14 protein-coding genes and 1 riboswitch are annotated in these 17540 nt (G+C 70.8%); of the genes, 1 reads left to right on the top strand and 13 read right to left on the bottom strand.

The window, feature by feature from the left end; translation table 11 throughout:
- Positions 1-114 precede the first annotated feature (114 nt).
- From AB5J56_RS26710 to AB5J56_RS26675, 8 genes are all read right to left on the bottom strand, one after another.
- The gene (locus tag AB5J56_RS26710; protein WP_369235748.1) at positions 115-1503 is read right to left on the bottom strand and encodes an NAD(P)/FAD-dependent oxidoreductase; all 1389 of its coding nucleotides are present in this window, start codon (positions 1501-1503) and stop codon (positions 115-117) included.
- Positions 1504-1978: 475 nt separating this feature from the next.
- Positions 1979-2920: an exopolyphosphatase gene (locus AB5J56_RS26705; protein WP_369235746.1), complete on the bottom strand. Its 942-nt coding sequence runs from the start codon at positions 2918-2920 to the stop codon at positions 1979-1981.
- Positions 2917-3447: a DUF501 domain-containing protein gene (locus tag AB5J56_RS26700; protein ID WP_369235744.1), complete on the bottom strand. Its 531-nt coding sequence runs from the start codon at positions 3445-3447 to the stop codon at positions 2917-2919. The genes AB5J56_RS26705 and AB5J56_RS26700 overlap by 4 nt, the downstream gene beginning before the upstream one ends.
- A 37-nt stretch (positions 3448-3484) precedes the next feature.
- On the bottom strand, positions 3485-3961 hold the full coding sequence (locus tag AB5J56_RS26695) for a septum formation initiator family protein (protein WP_369235742.1): 477 nt from the start codon (positions 3959-3961) through the stop codon (positions 3485-3487).
- Positions 3962-4074: 113 nt separating this feature from the next.
- The gene (eno, locus tag AB5J56_RS26690) at positions 4075-5361 is read right to left on the bottom strand and encodes a phosphopyruvate hydratase (RefSeq protein ID WP_369235740.1); all 1287 of its coding nucleotides are present in this window, start codon (positions 5359-5361) and stop codon (positions 4075-4077) included.
- A gap of 292 nt (positions 5362-5653) precedes the next feature.
- Complete coding sequence (locus AB5J56_RS26685) at positions 5654-6349, bottom strand: transglycosylase family protein (protein WP_369235738.1); 696 nt, start codon at positions 6347-6349, stop codon at positions 5654-5656.
- 3 nt (positions 6350-6352) lie between these two features.
- Positions 6353-6520, bottom strand: a riboswitch (cyclic di-AMP (ydaO/yuaA leader).
- Positions 6521-6733: 213 nt separating this feature from the next.
- Positions 6734-7708: a transglycosylase family protein gene (locus AB5J56_RS26680; RefSeq protein WP_369235736.1), complete on the bottom strand. Its 975-nt coding sequence runs from the start codon at positions 7706-7708 to the stop codon at positions 6734-6736.
- A gap of 240 nt (positions 7709-7948) precedes the next feature.
- On the bottom strand, positions 7949-9181 hold the full coding sequence (locus tag AB5J56_RS26675) for a cytochrome P450 (RefSeq protein WP_369242805.1): 1233 nt from the start codon (positions 9179-9181) through the stop codon (positions 7949-7951).
- Between the two features lie 300 nt (positions 9182-9481).
- Between AB5J56_RS26675 and AB5J56_RS26670 the strand changes: the two genes are divergently transcribed.
- The gene (locus AB5J56_RS26670) at positions 9482-10975 is read left to right on the top strand and encodes a globin domain-containing protein (protein ID WP_369235734.1); all 1494 of its coding nucleotides are present in this window, start codon (positions 9482-9484) and stop codon (positions 10973-10975) included.
- Positions 10976-11059: 84 nt separating this feature from the next.
- Here the strand turns inward: AB5J56_RS26670 and AB5J56_RS26665 are convergent, their stop codons facing one another.
- The 5 genes from AB5J56_RS26665 to AB5J56_RS26645 form a co-directional block, all read right to left on the bottom strand.
- Complete coding sequence (locus tag AB5J56_RS26665; RefSeq protein ID WP_369235732.1) at positions 11060-12106, bottom strand: nucleoside triphosphate pyrophosphohydrolase; 1047 nt, start codon at positions 12104-12106, stop codon at positions 11060-11062.
- A gap of 113 nt (positions 12107-12219) precedes the next feature.
- On the bottom strand, positions 12220-12876 hold the full coding sequence (locus AB5J56_RS26660; protein ID WP_369235730.1) for a SurA N-terminal domain-containing protein: 657 nt from the start codon (positions 12874-12876) through the stop codon (positions 12220-12222).
- Between the two features lie 186 nt (positions 12877-13062).
- Positions 13063-14544: a protein kinase gene (locus AB5J56_RS26655; protein ID WP_369242803.1), complete on the bottom strand. Its 1482-nt coding sequence runs from the start codon at positions 14542-14544 to the stop codon at positions 13063-13065.
- A gap of 38 nt (positions 14545-14582) precedes the next feature.
- Positions 14583-15218: a hypothetical protein gene (locus tag AB5J56_RS26650; protein ID WP_369235728.1), complete on the bottom strand. Its 636-nt coding sequence runs from the start codon at positions 15216-15218 to the stop codon at positions 14583-14585.
- 159 nt (positions 15219-15377) lie between these two features.
- A complete protein-coding gene (locus tag AB5J56_RS26645) occupies positions 15378-17411 on the bottom strand; it encodes an N-6 DNA methylase (protein ID WP_369235726.1) in 2034 nt (677 codons plus the stop codon).
- Positions 17412-17540 lie beyond the last annotated feature (129 nt).

The following is a 17540-nucleotide window of genomic DNA, read 5'->3' as shown; positions in this document are numbered from 1 at the left end:
ACAGGCCATGTTCCTGGTGGTGCTGGTCAGCACCGGTTCCGGGGAACGCCGAAGGGGCCGCCCGCACCACGGATGGCGGGCGGCCCCTTCGGGGCGTTCAGTGACCGGAGGGGGTCAGGAGGCCTTGGCCTTCTCCTCGGCCTTCGGGGCGGCGGCCACCGGCGCGGGCGCCGGCTTCGCGGCCTCGTAGAACTCCTCGCGAGGAGTCTCGATGGCACCGAGGGAGACGACCTCGCGCTTGAGGAACATCGCGAGCGTCCAGTCCGCGAAGACGCGGATCTTCCGGTTCCAGGTCGGCATGGCCATGCCGTGGTAACCACGGTGCATGTACCAGGCGAGACGGCCCTTGAGCTTGATCTTCATCTTGCCCATGACGATCATCGCGACACCCTTGTGGAGGCCGAGGCCCGCCACCGCACCCTTGTTGGAGTGCGCGTACTCCTTCTGCGGGAAGCCCCGCATACCGGAGATCACGTTGTCGCCGAGGACCTTGGCCTGACGCAGCGCGTGCTGGGCGTTCGGCGGGCACCAGGCGTTCTCCACGCCGGCCTTGCGGGCGGCCATGTCCGGCACCTGGGCGTTGTCGCCCGCGGCCCAGATGTAGTCCGTGCCCTGCACCTGGAGGGTGGTCTGGGTGTCCACGTGACCACGCGGGCCGAGCGGCAGGCCGAAGCGCGAGAGGACGGGGTTCGGCTTGACGCCGGCCGTCCACACGATGGTGTTGGAGTCGACCTCGAGGCCGTTCTTCAGCACCACGTGGCCGTCGACGCAGGAGTCCATGGAGGTGGAGAGGTAGATCTCGACCCCGCGCGACTCCAGGTGCTCCTTGCCGTACGTACCGAGCTTGGGACCGACCTCGGGGAGGATCTTGTCCGCGGCGTCGACGAGGACGAAGCGCATGTCCTCGCGGGAGACGTTGGTGTAGTACTTGGCCGCGTCGCGGGCCATGTCCTCGACCTCACCGATGGTCTCCGCACCCGCGAAGCCACCGCCGACGAAGACGAACGTGAGCGCCTTGCGGCGGACGTCCTCGTCGGTCGTCGAGTCGGCCTTGTCCAGCTGCTCAAGGACGTGGTTGCGCAGGCCGATGGCCTCCTCGATGCCCTTCATACCGATGCCCTGCTCAGCGAGGCCGGGGATCGGGAAGGTGCGGGAGACCGCGCCCATCGCGATGACGAGGTAGTCGAAAGGCAGCTCGTACGCCTCGCCCACGAGGGGGGCGATCGTGGCTACCTTGCGGTCCTGGTCGATGGTGGTGACCCGGCCGGTGAGGACTTCGGCCTTCGGCAGAACGCGTCGCAGCGGGACGACGACGTGCCGAGGCGAAATGCTGCCGGCGGCGGCTTCGGGGAGGAAGGGCTGGTAGGTCATGTACGACCGGGGGTCGACGACCGTGACGGTCGCCTCTCCGTAGCGCATCTTCTTGAGAATGCGCCGAGCTGCGTACAGGCCTACGTACCCACCGCCTACTACGAGGATCCTGGGACGCTCCGTGGTGCTCATGCCATCGAGTATCCACCCGCTCCTAGGGGGTCGCTCGTGCGCCCCTTCACAAGCTTGGGTGGGGCCTCTGCTACACTGCGCGGCCCACGTGACGCAGGTCATGTCGGCGCAGAGGAACCAGTGACCGGTTCGGACCGTTGTCAACACCGCGTGAGCAGCCACTGAGGACGTTCGGACCGGTCGAACCAGTGTCCCGCTCCCCCCTCGGGAAACACTCGCGGATCGCTCCACCGAGCACGCTCCCAGGCCCCCCGAGCACCCCGGAAGGGCCACCAGGGCCAATTCCGCGCCCCACAGGGCCGATTCTCTTGTGAAGAACTTCACGAAGTTTTCCGACGGGGCGTCGCCGAGGGCGTTTTCCAGGCCCCTCGGACGCGCTCATACGTTATCCGACCAGCTCAGCCGAGGCTACTGATGAGTAGCAATCGAGACCTACGCCACCGGAATCCCGGCCCGAGGCATCCCCGCCCATGGCTTACGCGATCGACCAGGCGATCCCGTCGAGGATGTCGTGCTCGCTCACCACGACCTCGCTCGCGCCGATCCGCTCCATGATCGAGAGCAGCACCAGGGCGCCCGCCGCGATGACGTCCACGCGGCCCGGGTGCATCGAGGGGATCGCGGTGCGCTCGGCGTGGGTGGAGGCCAGGAGCCAGTCGGTGATCTCGCGGACGCGGTCGTGGGAGATGCGGGAGTGATGGATGGCGGTGGGGTCGTACTCGGGGAGTTCCTGGGCGATGGCGGACACCGTGGTCACCGACCCGGCGAGGCCGACCAGCGTGTGCGCCTCGTGCAGCGGTACGACCTGCTCGGCGAGGTCCAGCGCGGCCTCGATGTCGGCGCGCATCGCGTCGATCTGAGCGGGCGTCGGAGGATCGGTGACGGCGCCGTCGTGCACGAGGTGGCGCTCGGTCATCCGTACGCAGCCGATGTCGACCGAGCGCGCCCCGCGCACATGACCGTCGCCGACGACGAACTCGGTCGAGCCGCCGCCGATGTCCACGACCAGGTACGGCTTCGCGAGGTCGTCGCGGCCCATCAGTTCCCTGGTCGCGCCCGTGAAGGAGAACTCCGCCTCCTGGTCGCCGCTGATCACCTCGGGCTCGACGCCCAGGATGTCCAGGACCCCGCGCACGAACTCGTCGCGGTTCTCGGCGTCCCGGGAGGCCGACGTCGCCACGAAACGGAGTCGCTCGGCGCCATGCTCCTTGATGATCGCCGCGTACTCCCGGCAGGCCGCGAAGGTCCGCTCCAGGGCCTCGGGGGCGAGACGGCCGGTGCGGTCGACTCCCTGGCCGAGGCGGACGATCGTCATGCGCCGGTCCAGGTCGACGAGTTCGCCCGTCTCCGGGTCGGCGTCGGCGACGAGCAGCCGGATGGAGTTCGTACCGCAGTCGATGGCGGCGACCCGGGTCACTTGTCGTCCTCCTCCGCCGTCACCACACACGCGCCCTTGCTCCACCACTCCGGCAGCATCGCCAGCGCCTCGTCGCCGAGCGGGTTCACCCCGGGGCCCGCGGCCAGCGAGTGCGCCACCAGCACGTGCAGGCACTTCACCCGGTCCGGCATGCCGCCCGCACTGGGGAAGCCCTCCAGCACCTCGATGGAGTCGCGCCGCGCGATGTAGTCCTCGTGCGCGGCACGGTACGCCGCGGCCAGCTCGGGATCGGCTCCCAGCCGCTCCGTCATCTCCTTCATGACCCCGTTGGCCTCCAGCGTCCCGATCGCGGAGGCGGCCCGCGGGCACGTCAGGTAGTACGTCGTCGGGAACGGCGTGCCGTCCGGCAGCTTGGGAGCCGTCTCTACGACGTCCGGCTGGCCGCAGGGGCAGCGGTGCGCGATCGCGCGCAGCCCGCGCGGCGGACGGCCGAGCTGCTGCTTGAAGGCCTCGACGTCCGCGTCGGTGGGCTCGGTGCGCGGGGTGGGCGGCGGAGGCGTCTGCATACCTGTTCTTTTCTCGCTTACTTACGTGCTTGCTGAGTCACTGGTCGGCGGCGTCGGACTTGTCCACGCCGTCCCAGACGTTCGAGTACCAGGGGCGGTCGGCGGCCCCCTGGTCGGTGCGGGACTGCTTCGCCGCGTCCGGATCGATCACGATGAAACCGGTCTCGCCCGGCAGGACGTAGTGCAGCCGCTGCCGGATCTGCTGCTGCGCGTACGCGTCGTCCTGCCAGCGTGCCTTGAGGTCGCGCAGCTGCTCGACCCGCTGCCGGGCCTGCTGCTGCTCCCGCTGCTGGTCGGAGATCTCGGCGCGCTGGGAGACGTACTGCCTTATCGGGTACGCGAGAGCCACGACCAGCGTGCACAGGACGAGGGCGAGGAGCGCTGCCCGGCCCGTCAGCCGGGAGCGGCGGGCCTGGCGTTTGGTCTGGGAGCGGTAGACCCGGGCCGCCGTCTGCTCGCCGAGCACCCGCAGCCTGGTCGCGGTGGAGAACCGGTCCCGGTCCTTCACGGCCATCGTCCCCGCCTCCCGTTCGTCCCGGTTCACACGCGCGTACGTCCCCGCACACGGTACGGGACCGGGTACGGGGACGTACGTACGACGCTTCCTACTGCCTACTGCTTCGAGGCTCAGCCCTTGAAGCGGGGGAACGCGCTGCGGCCGGCGTACACCGCGGCGTCGTCGAGGATCTCCTCGATGCGCAGGAGCTGGTTGTACTTGGCGACGCGGTCCGAGCGGGCCGGGGCGCCGGTCTTGATCTGACCGCAGTTCACGGCGACCGCGAGGTCGGCGATGGTGACGTCCTCGGTCTCGCCGGAGCGGTGGGACATCATGCACTTGAAGCCGTTGCGCTGGGCCAGCTCGACGGCGTCCAGGGTCTCGGTCAGCGAACCGATCTGGTTGACCTTGACGAGCAGGGCGTTCGCGGAGCCCTCCTCGATGCCGCGGGCCAGGCGCTCCGGGTTGGTGACGAAGAGGTCGTCGCCGACGATCTGGACCTTGTCGCCCAGCTTGTCGGTGATGACCTTCCAGCCGGCCCAGTCGTCCTCGTACAGCGGGTCCTCGATGGAGACCAGCGGGTACGCGGAGACGAGCTCCTCGTAGTACTCGGTCATCTCGGCGGCCGAGCGGGACTTGCCCTCGAACTCGTACTTGCCGTCCTTGTAGAACTCGGACGCGGCGACGTCGAGCGCGAGCGCGATCTGCTCACCGGGGACGTAACCGGCCTGCTTGATGGCCTCGACGATCAGGTCGAGCGCGGCGCGGTTGGACTCCAGGTTCGGCGCGAAGCCGCCCTCGTCGCCCAGGCCGGTGGACAGGCCCTTGGTCTTCAGCACCTTCTTGAGGGTGTGGTAGACCTCGGCGCCCCAGCGCAGCGCCTCGGAGAAGGTCTCCGCGCCGATCGGGGCGATCATGAACTCCTGGATGTCCACGTTCGAGTCGGCGTGCGACCCGCCGTTCAGGATGTTCATCATCGGAACGGGCAGCAGGTGCGCGTTCGGGCCGCCCAGGTAGCGGAAGAGGGGGAGGTCGCTGGCCTCGGAGGCGGCGTGCGCGACGGCGAGGGAGACACCGAGGATGGCGTTGGCGCCGAGCGAGCCCTTGTTGTCGGTGGCGTCCAGGTCGAACATCGCCTGGTCGATCAGGCGCTGCTCGGTGGCGTCGTAACCGACGAGCTCCGGGCCGATCTGCTCGATGACCGCGAGGACGGCCTTCTCGACACCCTTGCCCTGGTAGCGGTTCGGGTCACCGTCGCGAAGCTCGATGGCCTCGAAGGCGCCCGTGGAGGCGCCGGACGGGACGGCGGCACGACCGGTGCTGCCGTCGTCGAGGCCGACCTCGACCTCGACGGTGGGGTTCCCTCGCGAGTCGAGGATTTCCCGGGCTACGACGACGTCGATGGACGGCACGAGCATCTCCTTCTGGGATGTGACGCGGGTACACAGGACTTTGCCAGTCCTGCGGGATGAGCCTAACCGGCTCAGGGGGATCGGCCAGCCGGTCGACCACACCTTGAGCAGAACTCAGGGTAAACATTGTTCCAGAACGGAACAAAAAAGGAACGAAGAGCAGCCAAGAGGGCGATAAAAAAAGCCCCGCTCCGGTGCGTACGGGGGAACACGCACCGGAGCGGGGAGCCCGTGGGGACGGGGGGGGACCCTCACGTGGCCTTCACTATGAAGGCCACGTATGGGAGAGCGCTGTGGTTCAGCTGAGGTGAAGCTGCTGACCCGGGTAGATGAAGTCCGCGTCGTCGATGATGTCGTCGTTCAGCTTGAACAGCTTCTGCCAGCCACCCTTGACGTGCTTCTTCTCGGCGATCGAGCTGAGGGTGTCGCCCTTCTTCACCTTGTACTCGCCGTCACCCTTCTTGACCTTCTTGCCGGTCGGGGTCTCGACGGTCTTCTTGGCGGCGGGACGCTCCTGCGAACGCGAGGCGTGCTGCTCGGTCGTCGTGGTGCTCTGCTGCTGCGACTGGGTGGTGCCCTGCGAGCCGGAGCCGCTGTCCGTGGAGGTGCTGGCGCCGGTCGAGGCACCCGACAGGCCCACGCCACAGCTCGGCCAGGCGCCCTTGCCCTGCGAGGCGAGGACCTTCTCGGCGACCGCTATCTGCTCGGACTTGGAGGCCTGGTCGGCGGAGGAGGCGTACGCGGTGCCGCCGTACGCGGCCCACGTGGACGAGGAGAACTGGAGGCCGCCGTAGTAACCGTTGCCGGTGTTGATCGACCAGTTGCCGCCGGACTCGCAGGAGGCGACGGCGTCCCACTCGGAGGCGGTGGCGGCGGAGGCGGTGCCGGAGGCCATCAGCGGAGCGGCGATGGCGACGCCGGTGACACCGGCGAGCGTGGCGACACGGGTGGCCTTGGACGGGCGGCGGTGCTTGCCCTTGCTGGAAAACAGCATGAGAGATCCCCTCACCGACGCCTGCGAGGTGAGCTGTCGGGTTCGGGCCGGTTGAGTTGCCCGGCCGCACACCAGTGGTGTGCGGCTTCACCCCAAGCCGGTTCCGGCCTCAATGACCGGTCCCGGCACTTACCTTGGGTCCCCCGCTCCTGCCTACGGCGCTTGACGCGACGACTGTTCCCGTACGGCCGTTGGCAGGATTCGGCGTTGCGACCGTGGGTGCCCACTGTGGCGAGCAGTCACGACCGTAGACACGCGATCGCCGGAATTTCAAAGACGATCAGGGCTTCTGAGACTCATGTCTCACTCTCACCAAACCGGACATTCCAGCTCGAACCATGACCTGAACTACCGCTGGATTTCGCCCGATTCGCCGGATGACCGCTACTTGGTCACCGCTTCGGAGTCGTCCAGCTCAAGCTTCTGGCCGGGGAGGATGAGGTCCGGGTCGGTACCGAGCGCCTTCTCGTTCGCGGCGTACAACTCGGACCATCCGCCCTTGAGGTCAAGGGAGTCGGCGATGGACCACAGACTGTCCCCGGCGCGCACGACGTACGAGCCGTCCGTCGCGTCGCGTGAGGCGTCGGAGCCGCGCGAGGCGTGACGGCCCGATGCGTCGCCGCTACGACCGTCAGTGGCACCGTCGGTCGCCTCCTCACCGGCACTGCCGCCGCGGTGGCGCCCGGAGCCGGAGCCGGATTCGGATGTCGCGGTCCCGGACGTGTCCGAAGAGTCGCCGTTCTGGCCGGACTTGTCCGACTTGTCACTCTTTTTCGTTTCTGTGGCCGCGCTGTCCGAATCCTTGGAGTTTCCGGAGTCGCCCGAGTCGCCGTCGACCGTGCCGGACGCGTCGACCGCGCCGGACGTGTCGGACTTCGTCGAATCCTGAGTCGCGTCGGACTTCGCGTCGGACGAGGAGCCGGAGAGGCCCGAGGAGCCGGTGCCGGAATCGGATGAACTCGACGAATCCGATGAATCCGATGAATCGGATGATCCGGAGGACTTGGACGAGTCACCCGCCACGCCCGTATCGACGGCGATCGAGCCCGAGGACTTGCTGAGCCCGGAGAGCGGACCGCAGGTGGGCCAGGCGGTCAGCCCCTTGGCGTCGAGAACCTTCTCGGCGACGGCTATCTGCTGCGAGCGGCTGGCCTGGTCGGCGGTCGCCGCGTAGGCGAGGCCGCCGTACTTCTCCCAGTTCTCCTGGGTCAACTGGAGCCCGCCGTAGTACCCGTTGCCGTCGTTGGCACTCCAGGATCCACCGCTCTCGCACTCCGCGACACGGTCCCATGTGGTGCCGTCGGCCGCGTGCGCACCGGTGGCACCGAGCAACGGGATGGCGATGGCCGATCCGGTCACTCCTGCCGCGACGATGAGAGCCGGGGCCTGACGGGGGCGACGGTGACGGCCGTTCCCGGAGAGCATGCGGAAGCCTTTCGCGTGACAGCAGATAACTACCGCGACTGGTGGGCCGCGTTGACGAGTGAACGTATCCGCACTCGAACGCTTGTCACAAGTCGATGCAGCGTAGATCACGTGAAGATCACAGAGTTGAGGGTGTGTCAGGTTTCGGCACCTCTGGCGTGCACGTATAGGCCCCTACCGGTCGGCGGTGAACTCCACGGGGAGCGTGCGCAGGCCGCGCATGATGAGTCCGCCGCGCCAGCGCAAATCGGTGGAATCCACCCCGAGTTGCAGGTCGGGGAGGCGGGTGAGAAGAGTGGCCAGCGCGGTCTGGCCCTCCAGACGGGCGAGCGGTGCGCCGAGGCAGTAGTGGATGCCGTGCCCATATCCCAGGTGCTGGTTGTCCCGGCGGGTGAGGTCGAGCGTGTCCGGCTGATCGAACCGCTCGGGGTCGCGGTCGGCGGCCGCGAGGACGACGAGCACAGGGTCTCCGGGCGCGATGTGCTGCCCGCCGAGGGTGACGGGTTCGGTGGCGAACCGCCAGGTCGCCAGTTCGACGGGGCCGTCGTAGCGGAGGAGTTCCTCGATTCCGGTCTCCAGCAGCCCGCTCTCGCCGGCGGCGAGGGACTGCTGCAGGGCGGCCCGCTGCTCGGGGTGGGTGAGGAGGGCATACAGCCCATTTCCCACCAGATTCACTGTGGTCTCGAACCCTGCGAACAGCAGGATGAAGGCCATCGCCGCGGCCTCGTTCTCGGTGAGGTGCTCGCCGTGGTCGGAGGCGCGGATGAGGCCGGAGATCAGGTCCTCGCCGGGGGTGGGGTGCTCGGGAAGGGCCTCGCGCTTGCGGTGGATCAGCTCGGCGAGATATCCGCGCATCTTCTTCACGGACCGGGCCACACCGCCCCGCGGCCCGCCGCCGTGCCGGATCATCATGCCCGCCCAGTCCCGGAAGTCGTCCTGGTCCTCGCGGGGAACGCCGAGCAGGTCGCAGATGGCGTAGATGGGGAGCGGGAACGCGAAGTCGTGGATGAGGTCGGCGGACCCCTTGTGCGCGAACTGGTCGATGAGCTGGTCGGTCAACTCCTGCACGCGGGGCGCGAATTCGGCGACACGGCGGGGCGTGAACGCCTTGCTGACCAGCCGCCTCAGCCGGGTGTGGTCCGGCGGATCGATGTTCAGCAGATGGGTCATCAGCTCGGCCTTGCGCTCACCGGGGATACCGGTCTTCCCCTTGGCGTGCGCGGGCTCGTCGTGATGTTCGGGATTCTTGCTGAGCCGCGCGTCGGCGAGGGCCTGCTTGGCGTCGGCGTACCGGGTGACCAGCCACGCCTCCACCCCGCTGGGCAGGCGGGTCCGGTGCACGGGCGCGTGCTCGCGCAGCCAGGCGTACGCGGGGTAGGGATCGGTGGCGAACTCCCAGGTGAACAGCTCCGGGGCGGCGGCCGGGGAGGCATCGTCCGCGACGTCGGGAGAGGTGTTCCCGGAGACGTGCGCCGGAGTGTTCCCGGAGTTCGCGGGGGCGTTCGCAGGAGGGTTCGCGGAGGCTGGCTGGTCGGTCACTCCCCGACGGTATCCGGCGCCGCGCGGGACCCTTCTTCGCGCCCGGTGTGTCCCCGGCCCGCTCCACCCGGTTCCGCCCCGCCCCCGTCCCCGCACGGTTTGCCCCAGGCTGTCCGTGAATCGCCTACTCGTTGACTCTGCGACGCGAAGCATCCCTACTGTCGCGCCGTGGACCCCGAGATACTCAGATCCAGCTTCGCGGTCGTCGAGAGACGCGCCGAGTTCGCGGTCAAGTACTTCTACTCGCACCTGTTCCGGCACAACCCGGACGTGCGCGGACTCTTTCCGCTGGACTTCCCGGAGGACATGGAGCGTCAGAGGGACCGCCTGTTCGCCGCACTCACCCATGTCGTGGAGCGGCTGGAGGACCCGGCACTGCCGCACTACTTACGGGACCTCGGGCGCGACCACCGCAAATACCTCGCCGAGCCCGACCACTACGCCGCCGTGGGCGCCAGCCTGATCGCCGCGTTCGCCACCGTCTCGGGGTCGGCGTGGAACGCGGAGGTCGAGAAGACCTGGAGCGAGGCGTACGGGGCGATCACCAACGTCATGCTGCAAGGCGCCTGGGAGGCTCAGCACGAGGGTGAACCGCCGTGGTGGGACGCCGAAGTCGTGGCCCGCACCCGGTACGGCGACGACCTCGTCCTCCTCACCCTGCGCCCCCACCGGCCGCTCCCCCACACCCCCGGCCAGTACGTCAGCGTCAACTGCCCGCACCTGCCCGGCATCTGGCGCCCCTACTCGCTGGCCAACGCGCCCCGCGCCGACCACACCGTCGACCTGCACATCAGCCTCGTCGAGGACGGCGTCCTCTCCACCGCCCTGGTCCGGCAGACCCGCAAGGGCGACACTCTCCGCCTCGGCGCCCCCGGCGGGAGCCTCGTCCTCCGGGCCCCTGAGGGACGCCCCCTCACCTTCATCGCCGCCGGCACGGGCTGGGCACCGGTCAAGGCACTGCTGGAGCAGCTGGCCGAGGGGTACGAGGAGCGTGAGGAGCACGAGGCGTACGAGGAGTACGGCGAGCGTGACGGGGTTGGCACCGGTGCAGCCGGCGGGGCCGATGAGGCCGGGGGGATCGGCGGAGCCGGGACGGCGGGAGGAAGCGGAGGCGCTGCCAGTGCCGGAACGGCCGACGGAGGCGGAGGCGCCGTCAGAGCCGGAGGCGCCGCCGGAAGCCCGGGAGGGCCCGCCGCCCCCGGAGCGCGCGGCGCCGCCCGGAGGCCCACCGGGCTCCGTAACACCGGGAGCCGGGACTCCGCCCCCGAAGCGCGGTTGTTTCTCGTCGCACGTGACACTTCCTCGCTCTACGACCGTTCCGCCGTCGAGCGGTTGCAGGCCCGCCTCCCGTGGCTGGCCGTCACGTTCATCACCCCCGCGCCCGGCCGCCCCAAGGCCCAGGCGACGGAGCGGCTGCTGACCGCGCTGGGCAACCGGGCCAACTGGGCCCGGCACGACGTCTATCTGGCCGGTCCGCCCAAGCTCGTCGAGGAGATCGGCGAGGCGCTGCCCACGCTCGGCACCGCGCCCGAGCGGATCTTCCACGACATCCTGCCGCCCACCGGGCAGAGCCGCACCCGGCCGCTGGGCACCGCCGAGTGGCTGCTCGACCGGCCGCAGCCGAACTGGCACAACCCGTCGGGCCGCGCCCCGAACGCGTAGCTCCTCCCCCGAATCCCAGGGTGAGCCCCCTGAATCCCGGAGTGAGCCCTCCGAATCTCAAGGTGAGCCCTCCGTATCCCCGGGTCAGCCCTCCGTCGCGCGGATCGCGTCTCGGTACACCCGTGCCGCCGCCCTCAGCGCGGCCTCCGGATCCACACCCTCCGCCTCGGCGCGCGCGGCTATAGCCAGCAGCTCGTAGCCGATGCCCTCACCCTGTGGCAGCGGCACGTCGAGTCCCGCCGTGCGGGCGCGGGAGGACAGCTTCGCCGCCAGGGCGAGGCCCGGCTGACCGAGCGGGACGCCCTCCGTCACGGAGGTCCGCTGCTTCTCGACTGCCTTGGTGCGCAGCCAGTGCTCCTTGACCTCCTCGGGGGTCGTGGCCGTCTCGTCGCCGAAGACGTGCGGGTGGCGGTGGATCAGCTTCGTGACGATGCCGCCCGCCACGTCGTCGATGGAGAAGGGTTCCGCGCCGTCCTCCGGGCGGCCTTCCTCCGCGATGCGCGCGTGGAAGACCACCTGGAGCAGGACGTCGCCGAGTTCCTCGCGCAGCTCGTCCCGGTCGCCCTCCTCGATCGCCTCGACCAGTTCGTACGCCTCCTCGATGCCGTACTTGGCGAGGCCCTTGTGGGTCTGCTGGGACGACCAGGGGCACTCGGCGCGGATGCGGTCCATGACCTGGACGAGGTCGAGGAGGCGGGCGCCGGGAAGGTCGTAGGAGGCGGGGAGCAGCTCCAGGTCGGGCATCTGTATGCGGCCGGTGCCGGCGAGGCGGGCGAGGCCGTCGGTCAGGCGCGGCTCGCCCTCGCCGGTGGCGACGACGACCAGGGTGCGGCCACCGGCCGCGGCGTCGACCAGCTCCTGGGCGGTGGGCGACGTCTCGTCGACGGTGATGCCCGCCTCGCGCAGGTACGGCAGCTGCGGGTGCGCGCCGTCGGCGCACAGGACGCGGTCGGCGCTGTGCAGGACCTGCCAGGCGGCCCAGGAGAGCAGCCCGGGCGCGACGCGGTGGCTGGTGGTGAGCAGGACGATGCGGCCGGGGGCAGGGGCGTCGGATGCGGTGGCGTCGGGCGCGGTCCCGTTCGCCTCCGCACCGTCGACGTCGTCTCCGCCTTCGAAGCTGGTTGCGTTCACCCCTCGAACGTAACCCACCTCGCCGACAGCCCCGCGAGTTGTCCACAGGCCCGGCGCCCGAGCCGTACGGTCGCGGCCGAACCGTTTATCCACAGCTCCCGTCGGCCGGGCGGCTACGCCGGCTGCTGGGTCGCCGTCGTCACCTCGCGCAGCCACGGCGTCTTCGCGTCGACGCGGCTGCTCTTCTGGACGTCCCAGGCGCCATAGCGCGGGTTGAGGTCGACGCCGAGTTTCCGGGAGGAGGCGGACATCGCCTTCCAGAACGTCGCCTTGCCCTCGTTGGTGTTCATGTCGACGCCGAGCGCGGCGGCCAGCTTCTGGGCCTCGATCTCGGTGCGGAGGCTCTCGTCGAGGCGGCTCGGCGCCACGCCGTACTGCTGGAGCCAGGCCGTCTGAAGCGCCTTCGAGCCGCCCGCCTGCTGTTCCAGGGCCGTGCGCATCTGCTGGGTGTCCTTGCGGGTGATGCTCACGCCCGCGTCCTTGGCGGCCCGGTCCAGAACACGGTCGAGGACCATGCCGTGCAGGGTGTCGCGGGTGAGGCTGCCGGTCTTGGCGATGGCCTGCTCGTACTGGGCGTCGTCCTTGGTGGCGGCCCGCTGCGCCGCGCGTACCTCGTTCACCCGGCTCTCCAGTTGCGCGACCGTGATCCGCTGTCCGCCGACCACGGCCGCGGCACCGGGGTGCGCCTCGCTTCCGCAGGCGGTGAGCAGGGGGGCCGCGGCGACGATCGCGGCGGAGAGGATGAGCGCGGTGCGACGGCGGCGGTGCAAGGAAGCCTCCCGAGGAGATTGTGCGACGGTGCACAAAGTCTTGCGGTGATCGATGTTAGGCAGTGGCCCAGCTCTCGGCCACCCCTTCGCCGACTACTTCGTGCAAGGGATGTCCCAGAACCAACGATTCACGGCGACTTCGGGCACCGTCGCGCCTCTCGGGTTCTCGACCGGGCCGCGCGCGTGTTACCCGCGCACCTGCCCCAGCCACTGCAGCGTCCGCCGGATCTCCGTCGCCATGGGGTGCCCGGGGCCGCGCAGCCGGTCCACGTCGTGCAGCAGGCGGGCCAGTGTGTCGTGGGCGGCGCCGCGGTCTCCGAGAGCGAGCAGCAAGTGGCCGATGCGGCGGCGGACTTCGAGGGAGAGCTCGGGGTCCCCGGCGACGTACTGGTTCTCGTAGTACGGCAGCAGGGCGCGGTATTCGGACAGGGCGGCGGCGGGTTCGCCGAGCTGCTCCAGGCACTGTGCGGCCTCGTAGCGGAAGCGCAGTGACTGCGGGTCGGCCTGGCCTGCCTCGGCGGCGCGTTCGTCGGCGAGACGGCGCAGTTCGGGCAGCGCGCGCCGGTACTGGCCGTCGTCCATGAGGGTGGCCGCGTACTGCTTGCGCAGGGTGCGCACGACCGGTGAGTGCTCGCCGTGCTCGGCCGCGGCGGCCGGGAGGATCGAGCCGAGGATGTCGACGGCCTGCGTGATGCGGCCCTCGCCGAGCAGCCGCTTGACCTCGTCGACGGCGCCCGCGACATCGGCCTTCTCGACGGCGGGGGCGGCCTGCGGCTGGGCCGCGGGGGTGCGCGCGCGGTCCGGCCAGGGGGCGTGCGGGCGCAGGAAGGGGCGCGTGGGGTCCAGGGGGGCACCGGTCGGCAGGCCGCGCCCAGGGAGGAGCGGGAGCAGTTCCTCGTACGTCTCCTGCGCGGAGGCCGGGCGGTGCTGCGGGTCCTTGGAGAGCAGGCGCAGGACGAGCGCCTCCAGGGCGGGCGGGACCTCGGGACGCAGCCGGCGCACCGGGAGCGGCGGCTCGTAGAGGTGGCGGTGCAGCACGCCGAGGGCGGTGGAACCGCTGAACGGCACGTCCCCGCTGAGGAGTTCGTGCAACAGCACGCCCAGCGCGTACAGGTCGGTGTACGGGCCGACCGCGCCGCCCATCGCCTGCTCCGGCGCCATGTAGGCGGGGCTGCCGATGGGCGAGCCGGTGTGGGTCAGGCGCGTGGTGTCGGTGTCCATGACGGACGCGACACCGAGGTCGAGGACGGTGACCGTGCCGTCCTGCTTGACCATCACGTTGCGGGGCTTCAGGTCACGGTGCACGATCGGCACGGCGTGCACGGCGCTCAGCACGGCGCACAGTTGCGCGGCGACCGCGACGGCCCACGGCCAGGGGTACGGGTCGTGTTCGGCGAGGTGGTCGGAGAGGTCGGCCCCGTCGACGTACTGCATGACGAGGAACAGCTCCTCGCCCGCGCTGCCCGCGTCGTGGACCGTGACCAGGCCCGGGTGGTCGACCTGGGCGGTGACCCGGCACTCGCGCACGAAGCGGCGGCGCAGCTCGTCGGCCTCCTGGCCCGCGACCTTGTCGGGGCGCAGCAGCTTGACCGCGACACGCCGGTCGAGGCGCTGGTCGTAGGCCGTCCAGACCTGGCCCATGCCGCCCTGTCCGATGAGCGTGGACAGTTCATAACGACCGGCGACGATACGTCCCGCCGCCACGGTCACCTGCCGCCCTCGTGGTGCCCGTCCTGCTTGCGCAGATAGTCACTGAGCTCGTCGAGTTCGGCGCGCACCTGGTCGATCCGGGCCGGCGCGGGGCGCTGCGGAGGCGCCGGGGACTGCGGGGGCGGCTGCGGTATCGGCGTGTGGGGCAGGGGCGTCTGCGCCACCGGCGGCATCGGGGAGACCGGGGTCATCGGGTGCTGCGGCGCGGTCGTCGCGGTGTAGGGCGACGCGGATTGCTGCTGGGGCCCCGGGTATCCGTAGGCGGACTGCGGGGCGTAGGCCGGGAAGCGGAGCTGGTGGTAGTGGCGTACGTCCGCAGCGAGGTAGTACGCGATCGTCGCCACGAGCGTGCCCAGGAGCAGGAAGAGGCCGAACCAGCCGCCCGCCGTGTGGATCTCGTCGCCGGGCTCGGTGCCCATCAGGACGAGGCTGAGGACGTCGGCCGCGATCGCGGCCACCATCAGCCCCCAGTCCACTGACTTGCGCGTCACGATGGCCAGCCGCAGCAGCATGATCCAGTCGAGCAGGCCGAGGGTCATCACCGAGATCACCACGAGGAGCACGCGCAGGAAGACCAGCCACCCGGTCGCGGGCGGCTGCTTCACCGGCTGTGCGTAGCCGTGGCCGTACATGGCTGCTCCTGTGCCTGAAGTGGGCGTACGGGGACGGGCCGACGCCGCGGGACGCCGAGCCCACGAGTGTCGCTTCGAGCGTATAGGCCGACAAGGACAACCGGTCCCGAGTTGTACCGAACCGTTGTCGGCCTGATCACTCCACGCGTCGCGGCAGGCTCAGCCGGGCGCGACCGTCCCGTCCGTGAGACCGTCGTACATGCCGCGCAGGAGTTGCTCGCCGAGGCGGCCCGCGCGCCGGAGCGCGTCCTCGAACTCGGCGAGCGCGCGGAAGCGTTCGCCGTAGCGGCGCTGCTGGTCGAGCGGGAGCCGGGGCACCTGGAGACGGCGCACGTCGAGCCGGGTGGCGGTGGACGCGTAGCTGCTGGCCTGGCGGTTGTTGGCGGTGCCGCGCAGGAAGCCGGCGAGGAACCAGGGGTCGAGCGCCGTGGGATCGGGGCGCAGGACGGCGAGGTTGCGCCCCAGGGCGGCGCCCGCCGTCGCGTCGTCGACCACGCGCGCGATGGAGCCGCCCCCGATCACGGGCACGACCACGTCGCCCGCCGCCACGAGCACCGGTTCCTCGTCCCCTTCGGGGAGGGTGCCGGAGGGGGCTGTTCCGGCGAGGACGTCGTGGTCGGTGAGCACGGGCACGCGCGCGGGTGCCCCGATTCCGCCCGTACGCATCATCAGGGCGCCCCCACGCGCGAGTTCGCCGACGGTGATGAGCGGCCAGCGCGAGGACCGCCCCTCGTCGGCGGCCACCGGGGTGAGGTCGGCGGTCAGCCGGAGCGTCTCGCCGAAGTGTTCGCGCACAGCCTCGAGTTGCTCGGTGCCGCCGCCTTCGGCGGGGGGCGGCAGATGGCGGGCGGGGGCCAGGTCGACGTCGTCGTCGAGGAGTTCGATGACGGGCACCGAGCGGCTGAGCCCGGGCCGCTCCTCGGCCGTGCCGGTGCGCTCGAACGGCCGCCAGGCGTCCAGGACCGCGCCGCGCACGGCCTCCCAGTCGAGCCCGCCCCGGCCGTCGGCGGCCAGCGCGCCGGTGTCGGCGAGCAGCACCTCGGGCTGCGCCGGGGGCTTGTCCGGCCTGCGCAGCACCCACAGGTGCAGCGGGATGTTGTACGGGGGTGCCGCGCCGACCGGCAGGGCGATCACGGCGCGCAGGGCGCCGCGGCGCAGCAGGTCGGCGCGGATGCGGCGGCCGGAGCGGCGGGAGGCGGCGGCGGGCGGCATGAGGACGACGGCGGTGCCGCCCTCCTTGAGGCGGGCCAGCGCGTGCTGGACCCACGCCAGTTCGGACTCGGTGCGGGCCGGGAAGCCGTACTCCCAGCGGGCGTCGTAGGCGAGTTCGTCGTGGCCCCAGTTGCGTTCGTTGAACGGCGGGTGGCACAGCACGGCGTCGGCGCGCAGCGTCTCGTAGGCGTCCGCGCGCAGGGTGTCGCGGGCGGCGGTGCGGACGGCCGCCTTGGTGTGCAGCGCGAGCCGCAGGCCGGCGAGCGCGGCGAGTTCGGGGGCGCTGTCCTGGCCGTAGAGCTCCTGGTCGGGCCGGGGCGCGAGGGCGCGCAGCAGGGCGCCCGTGCCGCACGCCGGGTCGAGCGCCGTGCGCGCCGGGCCCGCGAGGTCGGCCATGAGCGCGGCGAGGTCGCCCGGGGTGAGCGTGTACTGGCGCGGGCTGGCGTCGAGATGCCGCCCGAGCAGGAACTCGTACGTCTGCCGGGCGCCCAGTCCGGCGGCGAGCTCGGCCGCGCCGCGCAGCAGCGGGGCGGAGGGCAGGAGCTCCGGGCCGGTCGGGGTGTTCACAGCGCGGTCGCGGGCAACCACGCCGAAACGGGGCGTGATCACCTGGTCGAGGGCGGTCGGCAGCAGGGCGGCGAGGCGTTCGTCGGAGCCGGCGCTCAGCTCCAGCCACACGGTGGGGCGGTCGTGGATGAGCAGCAGGGCGCAGCCGGCGTGCATCAGGGCGGTGACGGGGCCCTCGGGGTGTCCGGCGAGTTGCTGCCAGACGCGTTCGCGCAGTGGGATCTCGGCGAGTTTGCCCTGGTCACGCAGCCATTCCTCGACCTCGGCGAGGGCGAAGGAGGGGCTGGTCTCGGTGCCGCCGACGGGCTTGGGGAAGTCGGCGTGGCGGCGGCGCCAGTTGCTGACGGCCGCGCGGCCGACCCCGGCGAGCCGCGCGATACCGGCGGCGGTCACCTCTGTCCCGTTGTCCTGCACCCGCCCGGCTCCCCTCGTCCTGGTGTGTGGCGTCGAGCATAGCGGCGTACGCAAGATCTACCGCTTCACAGCCGTGTACACATCCAACCCTGTGAACCGTGTTGACTCGGTTCACAGCCTCTGTTCTTA

It is taken from the genome of Streptomyces sp. R21 (assembly GCF_041051975.1).
In the GTDB taxonomy this organism is placed as follows: Bacteria; Actinomycetota; Actinomycetes; order Streptomycetales; family Streptomycetaceae; genus Streptomyces.
This window is presented reverse-complemented; position numbering and strand designations above follow the sequence as displayed.